The organism is Nitrosospira briensis (genome assembly GCF_900115125.1).
Lineage (GTDB): Bacteria > Pseudomonadota > Gammaproteobacteria > Burkholderiales > Nitrosomonadaceae > Nitrosospira > Nitrosospira briensis_A.
On sequence record NZ_FOVJ01000003.1, the window covers coordinates 60,331 to 77,438 of the forward strand.

At 54.1% G+C, this 17,108-nt stretch carries 10 protein-coding genes and 1 riboswitch; of the genes, 9 read left to right on the forward strand and 1 reads right to left on the reverse strand.

The window, feature by feature from the left end; genetic code table 11:
- Positions 1–3: 3 nt before the first annotated feature.
- The 8 genes from BMZ14_RS08390 (at position 4) to BMZ14_RS08425 (ending at position 11,319) form a co-directional block, all read left to right on the forward strand.
- Positions 4–1,053, forward strand: a complete 1,050-nt coding sequence (locus tag BMZ14_RS08390; protein WP_074796698.1) for a GDP-L-fucose synthase family protein — start codon at positions 4–6, stop codon at positions 1,051–1,053.
- The gene (locus BMZ14_RS08395) at positions 1,040–2,533 is read left to right on the forward strand and encodes a hypothetical protein (protein WP_083396722.1); all 1,494 of its coding nucleotides are present in this window, start codon (positions 1,040–1,042) and stop codon (positions 2,531–2,533) included. Before BMZ14_RS08390 ends, BMZ14_RS08395 begins: the two co-directional genes overlap by 14 nt.
- Positions 2,530–4,059 (forward strand): lipopolysaccharide biosynthesis protein, encoded by a 1,530-nt coding sequence (locus BMZ14_RS08400; RefSeq protein ID WP_074796700.1) that lies wholly within the window; start codon positions 2,530–2,532, stop codon positions 4,057–4,059. The genes BMZ14_RS08395 and BMZ14_RS08400 overlap by 4 nt, the downstream gene beginning before the upstream one ends.
- A complete protein-coding gene (locus BMZ14_RS08405) occupies positions 4,026–5,279 on the forward strand; it encodes a glycosyltransferase (RefSeq protein ID WP_256208498.1) in 1,254 nt (417 codons plus the stop codon). Before BMZ14_RS08400 ends, BMZ14_RS08405 begins: the two co-directional genes overlap by 34 nt.
- A gap of 100 nt (positions 5,280–5,379) precedes the next feature.
- Positions 5,380–6,711: a methyltransferase domain-containing protein gene (locus tag BMZ14_RS08410; protein WP_074796704.1), complete on the forward strand. Its 1,332-nt coding sequence runs from the start codon at positions 5,380–5,382 to the stop codon at positions 6,709–6,711.
- A gap of 154 nt (positions 6,712–6,865) precedes the next feature.
- A complete protein-coding gene (locus BMZ14_RS08415; protein WP_143071931.1) occupies positions 6,866–9,109 on the forward strand; it encodes a beta-galactosidase in 2,244 nt (747 codons plus the stop codon).
- A 202-nt stretch (positions 9,110–9,311) separates the two neighbouring features.
- Positions 9,312–10,553 carry a glycosyltransferase family 4 protein gene (locus BMZ14_RS08420; protein WP_074796708.1) on the forward strand — a complete coding sequence of 414 codons (1,242 nt, stop codon included), beginning with the start codon at positions 9,312–9,314 and terminating at the stop codon, positions 10,551–10,553.
- Positions 10,546–11,319 carry a WecB/TagA/CpsF family glycosyltransferase gene (locus BMZ14_RS08425; RefSeq protein WP_074796710.1) on the forward strand — a complete coding sequence of 258 codons (774 nt, stop codon included), beginning with the start codon at positions 10,546–10,548 and terminating at the stop codon, positions 11,317–11,319. Before BMZ14_RS08420 ends, BMZ14_RS08425 begins: the two co-directional genes overlap by 8 nt.
- A 210-nt stretch (positions 11,320–11,529) precedes the next feature.
- Here the strand turns inward: BMZ14_RS08425 and BMZ14_RS08430 are convergent, their stop codons facing one another.
- Complete coding sequence (locus BMZ14_RS08430; RefSeq protein ID WP_074796712.1) at positions 11,530–14,676, reverse strand: right-handed parallel beta-helix repeat-containing protein; 3,147 nt, start codon at positions 14,674–14,676, stop codon at positions 11,530–11,532.
- A gap of 532 nt (positions 14,677–15,208) precedes the next feature.
- Positions 15,209–15,295: riboswitch (cyclic di-GMP riboswitch) on the reverse strand.
- 530 nt (positions 15,296–15,825) lie between these two features.
- On the opposite strand from BMZ14_RS08430, the gene wecB reads away from it, so the two are divergent.
- Positions 15,826–16,932, forward strand: coding sequence for a non-hydrolyzing UDP-N-acetylglucosamine 2-epimerase (wecB, locus tag BMZ14_RS08435; protein WP_074796714.1), 1,107 nt, complete (start codon positions 15,826–15,828; stop codon positions 16,930–16,932).
- The last annotated feature ends 176 nt before the right edge of the window (positions 16,933–17,108 follow it).

The following is a 17,108-nucleotide window of genomic DNA, read 5'->3' on the forward strand; positions in this document are numbered from 1 at the left end:
GCGATGGACAAGGATGACAAAATCTATGTAGCTGGTCATCGCGGTCTCGTCGGATCCGCGATCGTGCTCAACCTCGAGCAGAAGGGGTACCGCAATCTTTTAGTTAGGACCCATGCTGAACTGGACCTTACCAGGCAGGAAGCCGTAGAGGCATTTTTCGCCGACGAAAAGCCCGACCACGTTTTTCTTGCCGCGGCAAAGGCAGGCGGAATTTACGCCAACAACACATACCCGGCCGAGTTCATCCGCGACAACCTCATGATTCAGACCAACATCATTCATGAGGCGTACAGGAATAATGTCAGGAGGTTGCTCTACCTCGGCTCAAGCTGCATATACCCGAAGTTCGCGCCACAACCGATCAAAGAAGAGTACCTGCTTAACGGGCCGCTGGAGCCGACCAATCGTCCTTATGCCTTGGCCAAGATTGCAGGCATAGAAATGTGCTGGAGCTATAATCGCCAATACGGCACCCAGTATCTAGCCGTCATGCCGGCCAACTTGTACGGTCCCGGGGACAGCTACGACCTGAACAATAGTCATGTTATTCCCGCACTGATCCGCAAGGTCCATGAAGCCAAGGTCGACGGCGCGACGACAGTTACGGTTTGGGGCAGCGGCACACCCCGGCGCGAATTCCTCTACAGCGACGACCTGGCCGATGCCTGTGTGTTCCTGATGAGCCTGCGGGATGACGAATACGCCAAATTACTCGGGCGTTCCGGCACTCGTGTTGAATCGGGCGCCCCGGGTTTTGCACCTTTACTGAACATCGGCGCAGGAGTTGACGTTGCAATCGGTGAACTGGCCGAAATGATTAAACAAGTGGCAGGATATACAGGCGAAATCGTCTTTGACACCAGCAAGCCGGATGGAACTCCACGAAAGCTGATGGACTCAAGCCGCATTAATGCGATGGGATGGAAGAGACGTATTATGCTCCGCGAAGGATTATGCAGGGTCTATAGTAATTTTATTGGGCATTGCAATTATAAAAAGCCAGTCTTCGAGCTCGAAGATGCTAATTCCGGAGTGACGAATGAGCACACGTAGCCTGACCAGCGCGCCTTCCCAGCCCCTATCAGTCTCTATTGGACTTTTTCTTGGCGCAGCATTGCTGGCAATTTTCTTTGGTTTGATCGCCGCGACTGGCAGTCCCATCTTCGCCGGCCTGGCTGGAGGGCTATTAATCGGCGCGTTATTGCTGGCAAAAGCCAGTTGGAATATCTGGCTGATACTGGCGCTGGGACTTACAGTGGCCGGTCTCATACCTATCTGGGCCGACGACCTTGCCAGCAAGGCCGTTTGGGGCATCTCGATACTCGGCTTCATACTCATGATCAGCGCTTTGTTCAGGATGATTACCAAGCCGGGCGTAGCGCTAAATACTCCTGCCTTTGTCTGGATGGCGCTGGCTTTCATGCTTTACGCGATATTCAATTCGCTGATCCAGTGGTATTCCCTGGGTGAATTCGTTGGAGGCTTCAAGCGTTACTTTCAGGTCTTCGGGTTGCTGTTCGCGTTGACCTGGCTGGCAATAAGCGAGAACGATATTCAACGCTGGCGGAAGCTATTCGTTATTGTCGCCCTGTTGCAATTGCCGTTTGCGGTGTATGAATTGATAAGTCTTGTTCCCTTGCGGGAGAGCCTTCGTTACGCCTATCCGGGCATGGTACCGATTGACGTCGTGGCGGGAACATTTGGCGCCCATCTTTACTCGGGCGGCGCCAACGCGGAGATGGCTACTTTTCTCATTATCGTTCTAGCCTTTTTGCTCGCACGTCGTCGAGAAAAAGTGCTGAGAGCACGCGTTCTACTTTGCCTGACCCCGATTGTGCTGGCTCCGCTGTTTATGGGTGAAACAAAAGTTGTTGTCATTCTCCTCCCTTTGATGTTCCTTATCCTCTTTCGCGGCGAAATAGTATCAAGGCCCCATTTTGCCTTGTTGTGGTTTTGCATCGGGGGCCTGCTGTCGGTTGCGGCGGCTTACGCCTATCTCAATACAACGCAATATCACTCACTCGACGACCTGATAACGAATACCCTCGACTATAACGTTTACGACAAGGGTCATGGCGCGTTGAAACTGAATCGCACGTCATCGCTCTCTTTCTGGGCAGCCGAGCAGGGATTGGACAACCCCGTAAGCCCCGTCTTCGGCAATGGCCTGGGCAGCGCACACGAACACACAGGCGGCCATATTGCGAGACGCTATTCTCATTTTGGCGTCGGCCTCACCGCAATGTCCACCCTGCTATGGGACCATGGAATCGTCGGCACCGCGCTGTTCCTCTCCGTCCTTGTCCTCGCATGGCGCACCGCCGCGTCTTTGCGGCGCCAATCCACGGAAGCCGTTGTACGGGCGGACGCGGCTGCCATCCAGGCGTCCCTGGTACTATTTGCCTTTTACCTGATCTATCGCCTGGCGCTTTTAGAAACTCTTAGCTTTCAGATAGTCTTCGCAGCCTTGCTAGGGTATCTCGCCTGGCTGCACCGCCGACACGTTGCGATGGGATCGCGGACAATCCCATGATAAGCAAGTCCCCTTATTCCGGCGTGTCCCTCCGGCTCGAAATTTGGCATTTCCTGACAGGAAAAATTGCGTCCGCAGTGATGACATTCGTTATCCTGTTATGGATCGTACGCTTGCTACCGGTCACGGAATATGGTGTTTACGTTACGCTGGTCGCTCAACTGGAATTAGCGATTGCTATTTCCGGGCTGGGGCTGCCCTGGCTTGCTGCGCGCTACCTGCCGGATTATCGCCTGCACGCGTCCGGCGCAAAGATTCAAAGGCTGGCGCGACTCCTGCTAATCTGGCTGGCCGTATCTCTCGCCATTTTTACGGGACTGCTGGGAGCGGGCTTGCCTCATTATCTGTCATGGACCGGTCTAACAGCTTTTCAGGAAGCTGCGACCCTTTACTTGCTGGTACTATATATCGAGGGCATCGGGCGTTTGGTAATTGTAAGCTTGCTAAGCCCCTTGATGCAGCAGCGAGTGGTACGGTCCAGTCTCGTGCTCCGCCAATTAATGCTTTTTGCATTGCTGCTCCTGACCTCCTTCTTCCATGATATGCAACTGGTTGACGTGGTTCGCGCGGAGCTTGTGGCATCCTTCCTTGGCACGTCCCTTGCAATCATCGGTTTGTGGAAGCATTTGGCGAGCCTGAAGTGTGTTACCAGCAAACCTGATTGGGAGGAACCTCGCCTGGCGGAAATGTGGCGAACCAGTCTCAACATGTACGTCGCGTACCTGCTTACGCTGCTTTACAGCCCCCAGGTCTTCCAGGTGGTAGTATTGCGTGCCCTCGGGGCGGAGGCGGCGGCAATATTCGGTTTCTTGCGCAGCCTCTACGTTCAAGTCGCGCACTATCTTCCCGCTGCTCTGCTGTTTAACCTCATCCGTCCCAAATTGGTGGCTTCCTTCGTGGGTGGGGGCGGAATCAAAGAGCTTGGCCGCAATGCCAACATGGCGGGCAAGCTGAGCCTGTTCGGACTTATGCCGCTAATCGTCTTCGCTGCCGTGGGTGGAGCAGATTTGATCAGCTGGCTCTCGGGAGCGCGCTTTACAGATACCGGATTTCTATTTCTTGGCTTCATGCTGGCGTTAATTCCCTTTAGCCAGCGCCAGCTTATGGAGAGCATGGCGGTCGCGACCGGGCACGCCGGTTTATGCCCCCGCGCGGCTGCGAGCGGATTGCTGATGCCACCACTGATGATGGGTTTGCTAAACCTTGGGCTAGGGCTCTGGGCTCCCATAATTGCGCTGGCGTTAGGGCATCTGCTGTTCAATCTGGTAATTCTCTTCTATTTGGCGCGCTACACCGGTTACCGTCCCGACCTCGCTGGGTTCTACAAGCTCATCACGGCGGCCGCGGTAGGTTTTCTCGGGACGGTCTGGTTACCGCCGCTGTCCCCGCTGTGGCTACAGGTGCTGGTACATGCTGCCATGGTTATGGTTGCCTTCCTTTTCATCGCCTGGCTCATCAAACCTTTTGCGGAGGGCGAGCGAGATCGCATCAATTGCTTGATAAAGCGGCCGCTTTTCATTTGGTGATGGGCGTGTCTTTTCGCCTGCTCTATCTTACGGTCGAAACATGGCCGACCTTCCGCGCCGACGTCGCAGTTCTGTTTGGCAAATATCTGCCGCATCATGGTATTCATTCCGACATCGTGACTGGCGAAACGCCTGCCAGTGAGGGAGCGGTGCCCTGGGAGGCTGGTGCGGCTTTCCTCTGCAAAGTATCCGGGGGAAATGTGAAGATGCGCCTCACCATGTTTCTGCATGGTCTTCGCCATTTGTTCGGCGCGACTCCTGACAGGTATGATGCAATCCAGGTGCGCGATATGCCGGTACTTGGTGTCTTTGGCCTGCTAACGGCGCGGCTTAAACGGTTGCCATTTTTCTATTGGATGTCATATCCCGTACCGGAAGGACAGATCGCGCTGGCACGCGAGCGCGGTCTCTCGGCCGGGTTGATAAAATTTGCTGTCCCCTGGACCTGCGGCCGGGTGGGACGCTTCGTGCTGTATCGCATTGTTCTGCCACGCGCAAATCATGTTTTTGTACAATCCGAGCGGATGAAGCAGGATATGGTCGCGCGAGGCATCGCGGCGGCGCGGATGACGCCGGTGCCAATGGGCATACATTTAGAGGATTGTCTTCCCGCAGAAATCGTGCCGGCGTCAAACTCGCGCTTGGCGGGCCGGCGCGTCCTGGTTTATCTCGGTACGCTGGAACGGCCACGTCGCATTGAACGTTTGTTCGAGATGCTGGCACTGGTGAAAAGACAAGTGCCGCAGGCTTTGTTAGTATTGGCTGGCGATACGGTAGACGATGTGCATAGAGCATGGCTGAAGGGGCAGGCACAGAACGCGGGCGTGGCCGATGACGTGCTCTGGACCGGTTGGTTGCCCACCCGTGAAGCCTGGCGCTATGTCAAAGCTGCGGAGATAGGCCTCTCACCATTCCCCTCCGGTTTCCTGCTGGACTCCGCATCTCCTACAAAAGTGCCTGAGTATCTTGCCTTCGGGCTTCCCGTAGTGTGCAACAACAACCCGGACCAGGCTGCGGTAATCAGCGCCAGCGGGGCTGGTCGGTGTGTACCATACACTGCAGACGATTTTGCGGATGCGGTGTGCGAATTGTTGGAGCTGGATGGGCAGAGTCGCAGCAACATGCGTGCTTCCGGCCAGCGCTACGTCGCCGAAAACAGGGATTACCGCCTGCTCGCGAACATGGTCGCGCGACAATATGAATCAATATTTTTAAAATAAGCCTTACCCAGCGGCTGTTAACGCATTGAGGTTTTTGAGAGTCGGCGTTTTGCTTACGGGGATTCAAGCAATTGTTAGCATCTTACTATTAGGTGTCGAAATGAAAAAAATTAGCAAACTTGCAAGAGGCGTTCTTGAAGTCTTGCCGGATGAAGGCAGAATAATAAAAACTTCCGTACGTAAGGTCCTGGTGGGCAAAGAGCTCGCTCTAAGTAAATTGACGCACCATTTCGGGGGCATGACATTGCCCGATCCGCGCGTTGTCCATTGGCTGCCTCCTGAGCAAATCGAGTTTGCCACTTGCCTGAAGAATGAAAGTTCTGACTGGGAGGATTGGGTCTTCCGTCAAACAGGGCGCCTGAAGCGTGTGCATGACGGGGAGTGGGACCTATTGAAGTACCCGGTCGCCTCCATGCGCATATGTACCGCAATCGAGGGGCGCATGAAGCAGGGGGAGAGCTGGGAAACGTCGGAATACTATCAGGTAGCCGTTAGGCAGATAGAGGGGGGCCGAAAGGTTTGGGGTTGCACGAACCGCGCTGATTTCAATAAACATTGCAACAAGATCGATCGGTTAATCGACTCGATCGTGAAGCACGGCTATCGCGAAAGCAAGGAATTTGACAACCGGTCCCGGGCAGATACCTCGCTAGGCCAGAGTGAAGTTCTGATAAATATCAGCCGTGACGGTTTTCCCTTATTTCAAGACGGACGCCATCGACTTGCTATTGCGCGCGTTCTCGGTGTTAAAGAAATCCCGGTACAGATAATGATCAGGCATGTCGAGTGGCAGGTTTTTCGTGAGTTCATGCATCGGATGGCGCGCGGGAGCGGTGGAGCATGCAAAGCAGGTTTTCTCTATCAGATGCCGATCCATTTTGATCTGAGCGATATTCCATCCGAGCATGGTTGTGAAGACAGGTGGAACGCGATCTCGCAACATATTCCTGCCGCGACGGAGACTGCACTGGATATCGGTTGCAATCTCGGTTTTTTCTGCCACAAGCTCGAAGCCCTGGGATACAGGTGCTTTGGTATCGAATATCAACCTGATATCGCGTATGCCGCCCGAAAAATCTCACAGGCGGAAAAACGGCGCTTTAAGATAGTTGCAGGTGACGTTCTCGCCGCAGAGTTATTTCGCGATATTGGGACATTCAGGTTTGGTATCGTAAATGCCCTGAATATATTTCACCACTTCATAAAGACCGAAACTGGCTATACAAGGCTCAAGGAGTTTATGAAACGCGTTCGGGCAGATATCATGTTCTTCGAGCCGCATCGCCTGGATGAGCCGCAGATGCAGGGGGCGTTTTTCAATCCATCCCCGGAAGAATTTGTTGGGCTGATAAAAGACTGGGGCGACTTTCGATCCTCGACCCCCATTTACTCAGCAGGTGATGGACGCACAATCTACAAACTCGTTCGGTAAATTGCCCGCAGACGCAAATTGACCGGGTGGATTTTTACGGATGGACTATCATGATTTATAAGCTGTTCAGTTTCAGGTGATTTTGCTCATCCCGAGTTGACCTCGCCTTGACCTAACCGCGTTCAGCGGGAAGAACGAACATGGGGAGTACGCAGTGTTCCAATTACTTCGTGGTTTCATGGTTGTGCCGTTTGTTATATTTCCGCTGATTATGGCAAACGCGGTGCTAGCTAAAGACGGTTGGCGCCAGGTTGCCGATCATGACCTTTCTGTAGACGCTGGAAGCGCACTTGATTTCTCTGCTCTCGTGGAACCTGGTCCGGCCGGAAAGAATGGCTGGGCCATTGCATTACCAGAGGGGCATCTCGGCTTCGAACATCGCGCGACGCCGCAGCGATTTCTGATTGCATCCATGGTCTTCACCAAATCGAATAATGGAGGAGTGCCCGACAAGGCAGGAACGGAGCGTCTAGTTCAGCAGCTCAAGCGCAGTGGCTACAACCTCGTGCGTCTGCATTTCGTAGACGCTTATCTGATGCACGACCGGATGAAGGATTTCGATTTCGATCCGGAGCAGTTCGACCGATTGCATTATCTGCTTGCGCAACTCAAGGCCGCAGGCATCTATTGGATCGTCGACGGCCTGGCCTCCGATAACGGTGCCTGGGGAAACGTGCAGCCTCACCGCTGGGTGAAAAAACACCGTGCAAAGCTGGATGTGCTTACAAGTGAAAAAGGCTTCCGGCATTGGGCGACGCTAGTTGAACGCGTGTGGGGTGCAAAGAATCCGTATACCGGGAGTGTGCCGCTGCAAGACCCTGCAATGCTGGGGATTATTTTGGTCAACGAGGGCTCCGTCGGCTTTATGGCCACCCTTGACGGAGGAGTTTACCCCAATGTGTTAGCCCCACTGTTCCAGTCGTGGTTGAAGACAAGGTATGGTACGGATGCAGCCTTGCAAAAGGCGTGGGGCAGGACGCTGGAGAAGGGAGAATCTCTTGCGGCTTCAGTGCGCATGCCCAAAACCATACGCGGCAAATCGCCGCGCGACGCGGACTTTGCCCGCTTTGTATCGGAATTGGAGCGCAGCGCTTACACAAAGATGAACGAACACGTACGGAAGCTAGGGTTCAAGGGGTTGACCACTGCCTACGACAACTGGCCTGAGATGGGTCCGGACATCTCTCGTCAAGCGCTTGACTGGGTCGATATGCATGCCTACCACGCCTATCCCACCAAGATGGCCGACCCGGGTTCCCGTATTCCTCAAACCAGCGTACACAGCAACAGTGCAAAATTTGTGCGCGGACTTAGCAGCACGCGGCAATGGGGCAAACCATTTACGGTTTCCGAATATGGCCAGATATTCTGGAACCGTTTTCGCCATGAGTCTGCCGCGCTGGTTCCCGCCTTTGCTGCGCACCAGGGTTTTGATGCGATTTGCCAGTACGGTGAAATCCCGATTCAAGTTGATTATGGTTCTTCGCCTTATACCCGGCGTCAGGCCATCTACCCCTACAACATTGGCGCTGATCCAATAGCTCGTGCCGGTGAGCGACTCGCCGCCGTATTATTCCTCCGTGGCGACGTGGCTGCTTCACCCAATCACATCCGCGTACACTGGGATGCCGACAAAGTCCATGCCAGAAGCGCCGGCTGGGAATATATGCCGGAAGAACTTTCCAAGCTCGCCTTCATCTCTCCCCTAGGGCTGGACTTCCGCCCGATTCCACAGGCCCCCAAGTCTGGTGAGTTGTGGGTCAACCTTACAGGATCGCAACCGTGGTGGAGCGTGAAAACGGAGAAGGGCCCGGCCGCCGGACGGGATTTGCGCTCTGATAGCGTAGCGGCGTTGCGCGACAGGGGAATCATAGACTCTGGTAATCTCTCCCAGCCCGGGAACCGACGTTTTCAGTCCGACACGGGGCAGTTCCTGATCGACTCGGGGGCGGGCTTGATCAAGGTAAACACCGACCGTACAGTTGCACTGGTGTTCAATGGCGGTAATGCTTCTGCCGGTGCCTTGAGCATACGCTCCGCAAGTGTGCCGGTACTATTTGCGGTGTCGTCGCTGGACGGCAAACCCATTACCCAAAGCCGACGCATGCTGCTCTGGGCCTTGACGGATGCCATCAACACCGGCATGACATTTGCAGATGCGGAACGTACAACGCTCAAAGCCATCGGTAAATTTCCACCGCAATTGCAAACGATCTCCGCCGTTATAAAAGTTGCTACGGAACACGGTGCCGAATTGAAGGCCTGGCCGCTCAGCCTGAGTGGTGTGAGACGTGAGCCGATCCCTCTTACCCGCGTGGGAGATGCGGTCGAATTGCAGCTGGATACTGCCAGGATGCCCGAAGGCCCCGCGGTTTTTTTCGAGATTGCTACCAAATGATGCGCCTCGGCTGCAAGATAAAGGGATAAATGGCTTTCGAACTTCTGAAGCACGAAGTTCAAAGGCCTGAAGCGAACTCAGGCACGATCAATGGCTCCCGCCAGCGCTTGAATCCGATAAAAAAATAGACTTCTATCCTGTTTACCAGGATTGCGAGACTGAGATATCAATACAGATCAATGAACCGCAGAAAAACGTACTCATGAGTACTATACGGGTTCGTACCTTTTATCCTGCGGATCCGGCCGGTGTTGTGCCCGGTGGTATCGACACTTTTATTCGGGGCATTATCAAGTGGTCGCCTGACGATATCGAATTCAGCCTGATCGGTATAACCACCGACCCGGTTTTGCGTCCTGTTGCCCGCTGGACCCGCTGCAGGGTGGGTAGGCGTGAGTTTGATTTTTTTCCGGTTGTCCAGGTGGTCGCTTCCGGCAATCACCCTCGCATACCGCTCTCGCTTCGCTATACGCTTGCCACCGCGCTGGCATATAGGAACCTTGGGCGCGAATTCGACATTTTCGAGTTTCATCGCGTTGAACCGGGCGTGTTATTCCGCGCTGACCCGCGGCCAAAGAACGCTTTTTTTCATCAGAACACGACGGTGATCCGAACGAAAGAGGCTGACATTCTGTGGAAGTACCTGCCGGCAGCTTATGAGGCTATCGAGCATAGAATCATGGCGGGGCTCGCATCGGCCTGGTGTGTGCGAGAAGACGGTGTCTCCGCCCTGCAAGCTCGTTACCCATCACAAGCCGAAACGATCAGGTTTATCCCCACCTGGGTGGATACTGATGTATTTTTCCCTCTCGATGCGGAGGCGCGCGCGGGGCAGCGAAAAAAATTTGCCGCGAAATTCAATATCGATCCGGCCATGTCGTGGATTGTCTCGGTTGGCAGGCTAGATATGCAGAAAAATCCGGCACTCCTGCTCGCAGCCTTCGCCCGGCTGGTAACTGCAGGTCGGTCCGTTGCGCTCCTTTTGATCGGGGACGGCGTTTTACGCGCCGAACTGGAAAGCCGTGTCACGCTTGAGGGTATGTCGGCACGAGTAAGCTTTCTGGGGCTTCGCCGGCAGGATGAAATCGCCGCTATTCTCGCGGCCTCAGACGTCTTCGCGCTGGCGTCGGCATACGAGGGCATGTCGATGGCAATTCTGGAAGCACTTGGGTGCGGCCTCCCCGTGGCCGCCACTGACGTTGGGGAAGTGCGTAAAACTGTATTTCCGGGGGTGAACGGCGCACTTGCAGAAGATCACAGCGTTGAAGGGTTCGCCGCTTGTCTTGAAGATGTGCTCGATCATAGGGGTAACTATCGTGGTGAGCCCGCCGTACGGTCGGTTCGGGCTTTCCACCCGGCTGAAATACTGAAGCCGGTGTATGACAACTATCGGGAACTCGCCGTTCGCCGGAGCGCCAGGAAACTGAGAGAAACGCATGGATGAAGCAAAGCCGAGCTATCCCGAGCGTCATCGTGGCCTCGTTGTTGGCATACCAATCGACGCAGTGGACTGGCAGACGGCGCGGCAGACGCTCGGCAATTGGGCCGAGGCACAGGAATCCCGTTACGTCTGCATTTGTAATGTTCATTCCGTAATCACAGCCAGCCGGGATGGCAGTTACCACCGGGTCATCGCCGAAGCGGATATGGCGACTCCGGATGGAGCGCCCGTAGCCTGGACTTTGAGGCGAAAGGGCTTTATCGGACAAGCCCGGATCACTGGTCCCGACCTGATGTGGCAATTATGCGAGGACGCGTCGCGACGAAACGTCAAGGTCGGGCTCTTCGGTTCTACGCCCGACACGTTGAAAAATTTACGTGGAGCATTAGCAGAGACTTTTCCAGGACTCGATATTCCCTTTTGTGTCTCGCCACCATTTGGGCAGTTTGATTATGAGGATCACCAGCTTTGCGACAGAATCAACTCCAGTGGCATCGGACTCCTGTTCGTCGGTCTGGGATGTCCCAAGCAGGAAATATGGATGTCGCTACATCGCGGCCGGGTACGGGCCGTGATGATCGGCGTGGGGTTCGCATTCAGTTATCATGCCGGAATCATTCCACGCGCCCCAGTCTGGATGCAAGCGAGGGGCCTCGAATGGCTGTATCGTCTGTACTCGGAGCCCCGCCGCCTATGGCGGCGCTATTTTGTTACCAATTTCCTGTTTATCGTCAAGACTGCGCGCGAATGGGCCAAAGGGGAATTGTAGCTTGCGCGACAATTCCCCAATGAGCATTTTACTGGAGTAACATCGGCCGGCGAACACTGAGCCGGACAGCTTAGCTTCAGTTCCATTCTGTCGAGATCAGATAGTGGGACGGATACAAGTCTTATCCCAATCTCGACTTCGGCAGTTCTATTCTACCTTTCCGAATTCGGATATCGGAATCCAGAGTCCGTGTGCCGCGGCTGGCATCAATCAGAAACCGAGCGGGAAAGGGCAGCCGAGGCTGTTGGCAATCAAAGCCTGCGGCGTCTCCGGGCATTGATCCTGGGTATCGGCGATGTCATCTCCGTCCGAATCAACCAGGGCGCCGGCCAGGGCATATACTATCTCCGAGGAGTGGGGCGCGAGCCGATGCGGCCAGGATATGGTTGCGTCCCGGGTGAACGAAACGTAATGGTTGCAAGCTGCTGGCGCAGCGTCCTCGTCAGGGCATGGAACCTCCGCTTCCTCTGTTGTGGCGTTACTCAAGAGCGCGGCGCGCAAAGTCGCAACCTGCCGTAGCGGGACCATCTCTACATTGGCGACGGCAATTTCCTCATCGGGCATGATATTCTCGAAGTCGATGCGAGCACCAGCGTCTCCGGTCACGGGATCATTTTTTTGAATGGTAAGCGTGGCCTCGATGAGAATTGTGCGGCGCTTCCAGCCAAGGGTTCCATGAACCGTAGTAATTGCTTTCGTGAAAAGTTCAAAGCCGTTGGCGCCTCCGCCGCCCCTGCGCGGCGAAACGGTAACCTTCTGGCCATCGAATTTTGTCTTCATGTCAAATGTGAGGCGATACCATCTGTTTGCCTCAACGGAAAAATTAGGAGTGGATAGCACGCTCCGACTCGCGCCGGCAATCAGTTTCACGCAGGGCAAAGCCCCGCATTCATCGACGGAGATGACTGCGCGCGGGCTTGCATTGTTCCATGCTCGCCAACCTGACATGTCGTCTGCGATATTGATTGGGGCAATGAGACTCGTTCCCTGAACCTGGAAAGCGCTATAGCCTGCATGAACAATATGCCTGCCGTTCGGGTCGAGATTGCGCGATATTCCGTTATCCTTCGCTCTTTGCCATTCCATGAAGTCGTACCTGCTTTCACCGCTACGTGACCGTTCTCGGGCGATATGCCTGGAGATGAGCGCCGAATGCCGATTAAAATCGTAACTCGCGAACAGGCTAGTGCTTGCAAAAGACGTATCCTGTACTATGCCGAGCGCGCTGCCGGTTGGAAATATGAGATTATTGGTAATGCTATTGCCCGAGATGTCCCCGGCCGCGCTATCTTCATGCAGCCAGAGCTGATAGCTGCGATTGCCAAAGAGCGTATTCGCGTCGATGTAGTTTTTCTCCGCATTGTGGAGCTGGATACCGTAATCGACATTCTCGACGGTATTTCCTGATACGGTAGCACCAGAGCTGCGCTCATCCAGGTAAATTCCGACCACATGGGTTCGTCCGCCGGGCCGGCCATGGGAATTACCTCTCATGTTGCGGATGATGTTATCTTCAATCCGGTTATTGTTATCCTGCCGAGAGACATAGATTCCTCCGCAATCATCGAGTATAGAGCACGCATTCTCTATGTGGTTGCGTCGAATTGTACTGTTGCCGCTAGGAGCAGCATGCCATGAAGTGATGCCGTGATAAGCCGCATTACGGACGTGGTTGCCCTCAATGGAAGCGCCCTGGCCTGAGCTGATGGCGGCGACTGCAGATACCGGAAGAGAGAGAATGCGGCCATTCTGAATCAGCACAGCGCTGTTCTCTATCCGGTTGTTGAAGACCCTCAGGCCCGAAGCTACGGCGAATCCATCCTTCAGTCCTCTTACGGCATCCAGCCCTGTGTTGGCAATATGATTTTTTTCGATCAGGGCATTTGTTGTTGCTGCCGGAAGGAGCCCTTCGTTGGCAGTATCCGTGATTTTACAATCGACGACGGCGACACCGGTGCTACGGGACAGATCGACCCCTATTCCCGTGCGCCTGATCGCCACGCCGCGTAATTCAATGTCTGCGCGTCCCGAGAGATCCACGCCTTTCTGGAGGTGGATAACGGAAACCCGGGAACCCGGCGCGGCCATATCAGAGGTTCGCAAGTGAATCGCTCGACTGCCTGTGTCATAGAGCCATTCGCCCGGGTCGTCGAGCATCCATCGAGCGCCAGTGAGAAAATATCCGTACCCCGCCCGTAGCCGGTATTTCGTAGGCGAATCGAGCAGTATTTTATCCTGCTGAACGGAAGTGATGGTCTTCCGCTCAAGCATCCAGGGAGCTGAACGGACAAAAACTGAAACGCCGGGAGCCATCAGGCGGGTAGCGCTGGGCACGGCTGGATCGGGATGAAGCGGAATATAGCTGCTGCCGGCCGTTGTGTTGCTTACGGAGTTGGAATCCGAGGCCATGACGATGTAAGGCGACTCTGGCTCATTGGAGTCGTGTCCCCGGTTCGGATGGTGGGCGGTAACGTGGGCTGTATTGCCGATGTAAAGCCCGAGAGGTGTTCCTACGGCCGGGACGACGCTCACATTATCCACGTAGAAATTGGCGCTTCCAGTTCCTTCGATATCGACGCGCAGATCCTGAAGCGATTGTCGAGGGCGGAAGGAAAGGTTGACGGTCTGCCAGGCATTATTTCCGGTGATGGGAGCAACCGCATTATCGACCGTATCCCAGGGTGGAGACCCGCGCCGCATCTTGACCAGGATCGTTTTTCCCAGGGGGACGCGTATGCCCAAGGTAAGCTGATACGTTTTTCCAGCCTCAACTGCGATGTGATGGGTGCTGGCTATCCAGTTCCGTGTGGAACTGGCGCCGCCAAGGACCGAAATGCACGGCGCGGCGCCGGAAATACAATTCGTGTTATCAGTGCCGAGACTAATGGAATCGTCCGATGACCACCGATACCAGCCGGTGGTGCCTTTATCGAATTCGCCATTTGTAACCAGGTTAGCCGGAAACTTGCTGCGGTAAGAGCCATCGGTGTCCAGGCTCCAGGCACTTTTCGGTACTGTAGCCGAACCATCAATCAAAGGCCTGTTATTGCAAGGCGCAGGATAAGAGCCAATGCGAATCGGTTGCGAGACGCTCCCGGACGCTGAAAGCCGTAGCGTCTCGTACCAGGTCTGGCCACAACGCAAGAGGACGGTGTCGCCGGGGAGAAGTTTTGCCGTCGCTACTTTGGCGAGCGTCAACCAGGGGCCATCAGCGGCAGGAGCGCTGGATGGAGACGGGAAATTGCCGGACCAGGAATCGTTGCCGAGGTTGGCATCAATATAGTAAGTTGCCGAGTGGGCAGATTGCTGGATGGTAAAGAGCGCGACGATAATGAAAATCTTTTTAAGGTTTATCATTGGATTGTGTCTTGGATTTAATGAAAGAAATGTAATTTCACAGCCTGAGGTAATCCGCTAATTTCACGGTTACAGTCGTGGACGTACCGCCAAGGCTTGTTTCCATTTCGTATTTCACTATGTTGCGTTAGTGGCGCCGTCGTGGAGCTGTCCGTTAATCATTGCCGAATGGCACGGTATCAGGCATTGAGAGTTTGGCGTCGGCTCACTCGAACTTCTGTGAAAAAGCGATTTGGCTATCCGGTCGAGTAAAATGCGCAGGGCTGAGCGATCCAGCGACAGAGCCTGTCTTGATAGCGCAAGCACTAACCCTGGATCACGCGGAAGATTTAATTGAAGCTTGGAGGCGAGGCGGGAAAGTTGCGGGTTGATTTCCACGTTCAGTTCCTTTTCTAGCTGGGAGGAGGAACTGCGTGAATATGCCTGGTGGATCAAACACCACCGCTCGGGCACGAACCGCCGAAGACGGGCGCGCCGATTAGTTTTGCTTGATAAACCTCCCCACCTCGCTCAGGTGAGATGAGCGGCGTTATCTGGCAGTCCTGCCGTCCTGGGGCTTATGCCCTGTAGACCGATGACTTTGCGTCCCCCGCTTTCACGAGGTATGCCTTTTTCAGATTCATAGACCGAATCGTGGGATAACTATAACACAAGCTCTCCTATTTTGAAATCTTTCGAGATTCGACGGCAGCAATTTCAATATGTCAAGCAGTTTTTGTTTGAAGTGCCGGTTTGATGCTGTACCCCTAGTGCTGGACTGGCAGCTGTCATCGCATGCGCTTTTTTATCCTTCTACATTCTCTTTCTATGAGGTAAAGTTATAAAAATAGCCACTATGAATTAGATGTTTTAAGGCAGGATCCATCATTTGAAGCGAAGCCCTCGCCGAGGAGGTGATTCTGGCTGATTCATTTCAATAAACCGGACGTCGAAATGCGCGAAATGAAATTCATCCGTCCCTAAGTTATCTTTTTGGAAATTGACAGGATAAAGGGAGCCTGACCGGTTTCAGGCTGTTTCTTTCATTGAAGATAGTGCGCCAACGGGTAATCGAAGCATATTTGAATCGTTCAATGACTTGACTGTTGGTGGCATACTCTCTTCACTCGAACAGGAGGGGCCAGGTAGCGCAATAAGATACGCTCAATTATGAAAACTATTTATCTGGTTGCCGGGGCGCGCCCTAATTTCATGAAAATTGCCCCTATCGTGCGTGCCCTCAAAGCCCACGGTGGCCTGGCGTTCAAAATCATCCATACCGGTCAGCATTACGACCGGGACATGAACGACGTATTCTTCGAAGAATTAGGAATCCCCAAACCCGATATCTTCATGGCTGCGGGCGGCGGCAGTCACTCACAACAGACGGGTAAAATCATGCTGGCTTTCGAGGAACTCTGCGAAACCATGCGCCCCGATGCGGTGCTGGTAGTGGGCGATGTGAACTCAACATTGGCCTGCTCGATTGTAGCCAAGAAGCTGAGCATTCCGGTAGCCCACGTAGAAGCTGGCTTGCGTAGCGGCGACATGTCCATGCCAGAGGAGATTAACCGCATAGTTACCGATAGTATCGCAGACTGGTTTTTCGTGACTGAGCCAAGCGGCATTGAACACTTGAAGCGAGAGGGAAAGCCGGATCTTGCCATCCACTATGTCGGGCATGTGATGGTGGATAATTTACTGTACCAAGCAGAAAAATTAGTTCGGATGGATGCTTCCGACTTTGAAACCAGTGACTTTAAGGCGAACTGTAGGGCTAATGGCATTCAGTATGGGGTGATTACGCTTCATCGGCCGAGTAATGTCGATAGCGCGGAGATAATGGAGCGCATCGTCAGCGCGCTGGTTGAAATATCAAGCGAACTGCCATTGATTTTTCCTGTGCATCCGCGCACCCGGGGGAATCTTGAGAAATTCGGCATTAATCTGGGGCCAAACATTACAGTGGTGGGACCGCAGGCTTATATGGCTTTCCTCAATCTTTGGAAGGATGCGGTTGTAGTAATGACGGACAGCGGTGGACTTCAGGAGGAAACCACAGCCCTGGGTGTTCCCTGCATCACGATTCGGGAAAATACCGAACGCCCTGTAACGGTGGAAGAAGGGTCAAATGTGCTGGTCGGCACTGACCCGGTACAGATCGTTGCCGAGGTACGGAAGATACTGCGCGGCGAAGCCAAACGGGGCCGGTGTCCGTATTTATGGGACGGCAAGGCAGCCCGGCGCATTGTCGACGTTCTGGCGAAGGAGCTTTAACGAGCCGATGCGGGTATTGGCAAATGGACCATCGTCAGGAGGGCTGGCCGCATGTTCAGTCACTATTCATGACGTCATATTTTTTTCAGATTACTCCTGAAAGAATTTGTGCCCGGTCAAGATAACAATTGAGCTAATAATTTCGCGTACAGGTGAGGATGTTACAAAATGATTCC

Bases quoted from the DNA above. Each gene is read 5' to 3' on its own strand.
- BMZ14_RS08390 (WP_074796698.1), top strand. From the start codon at position 4: ATGGACAAGGATGACAAAATCTATGTAGCTGGTCATCGCGGTCTCGTC.
- BMZ14_RS08420 (WP_074796708.1), top strand. From the start codon at position 9,312: ATGAGTACTATACGGGTTCGTACCTTTTATCCTGCGGATCCGGCCGGT.
- BMZ14_RS08395 (WP_083396722.1), top strand. From the start codon at position 1,040: ATGAGCACACGTAGCCTGACCAGCGCGCCTTCCCAGCCCCTATCAGTC.
- BMZ14_RS08425 (WP_074796710.1), top strand. From the start codon at position 10,546: ATGGATGAAGCAAAGCCGAGCTATCCCGAGCGTCATCGTGGCCTCGTT.
- BMZ14_RS08430 (WP_074796712.1), bottom strand. From the start codon at position 14,676: ATGATAAACCTTAAAAAGATTTTCATTATCGTCGCGCTCTTTACCATC.
- BMZ14_RS08410 (WP_074796704.1), top strand. From the start codon at position 5,380: ATGAAAAAAATTAGCAAACTTGCAAGAGGCGTTCTTGAAGTCTTGCCG.
- wecB (WP_074796714.1), top strand. From the start codon at position 15,826: ATGAAAACTATTTATCTGGTTGCCGGGGCGCGCCCTAATTTCATGAAA.
- BMZ14_RS08400 (WP_074796700.1), top strand. From the start codon at position 2,530: ATGATAAGCAAGTCCCCTTATTCCGGCGTGTCCCTCCGGCTCGAAATT.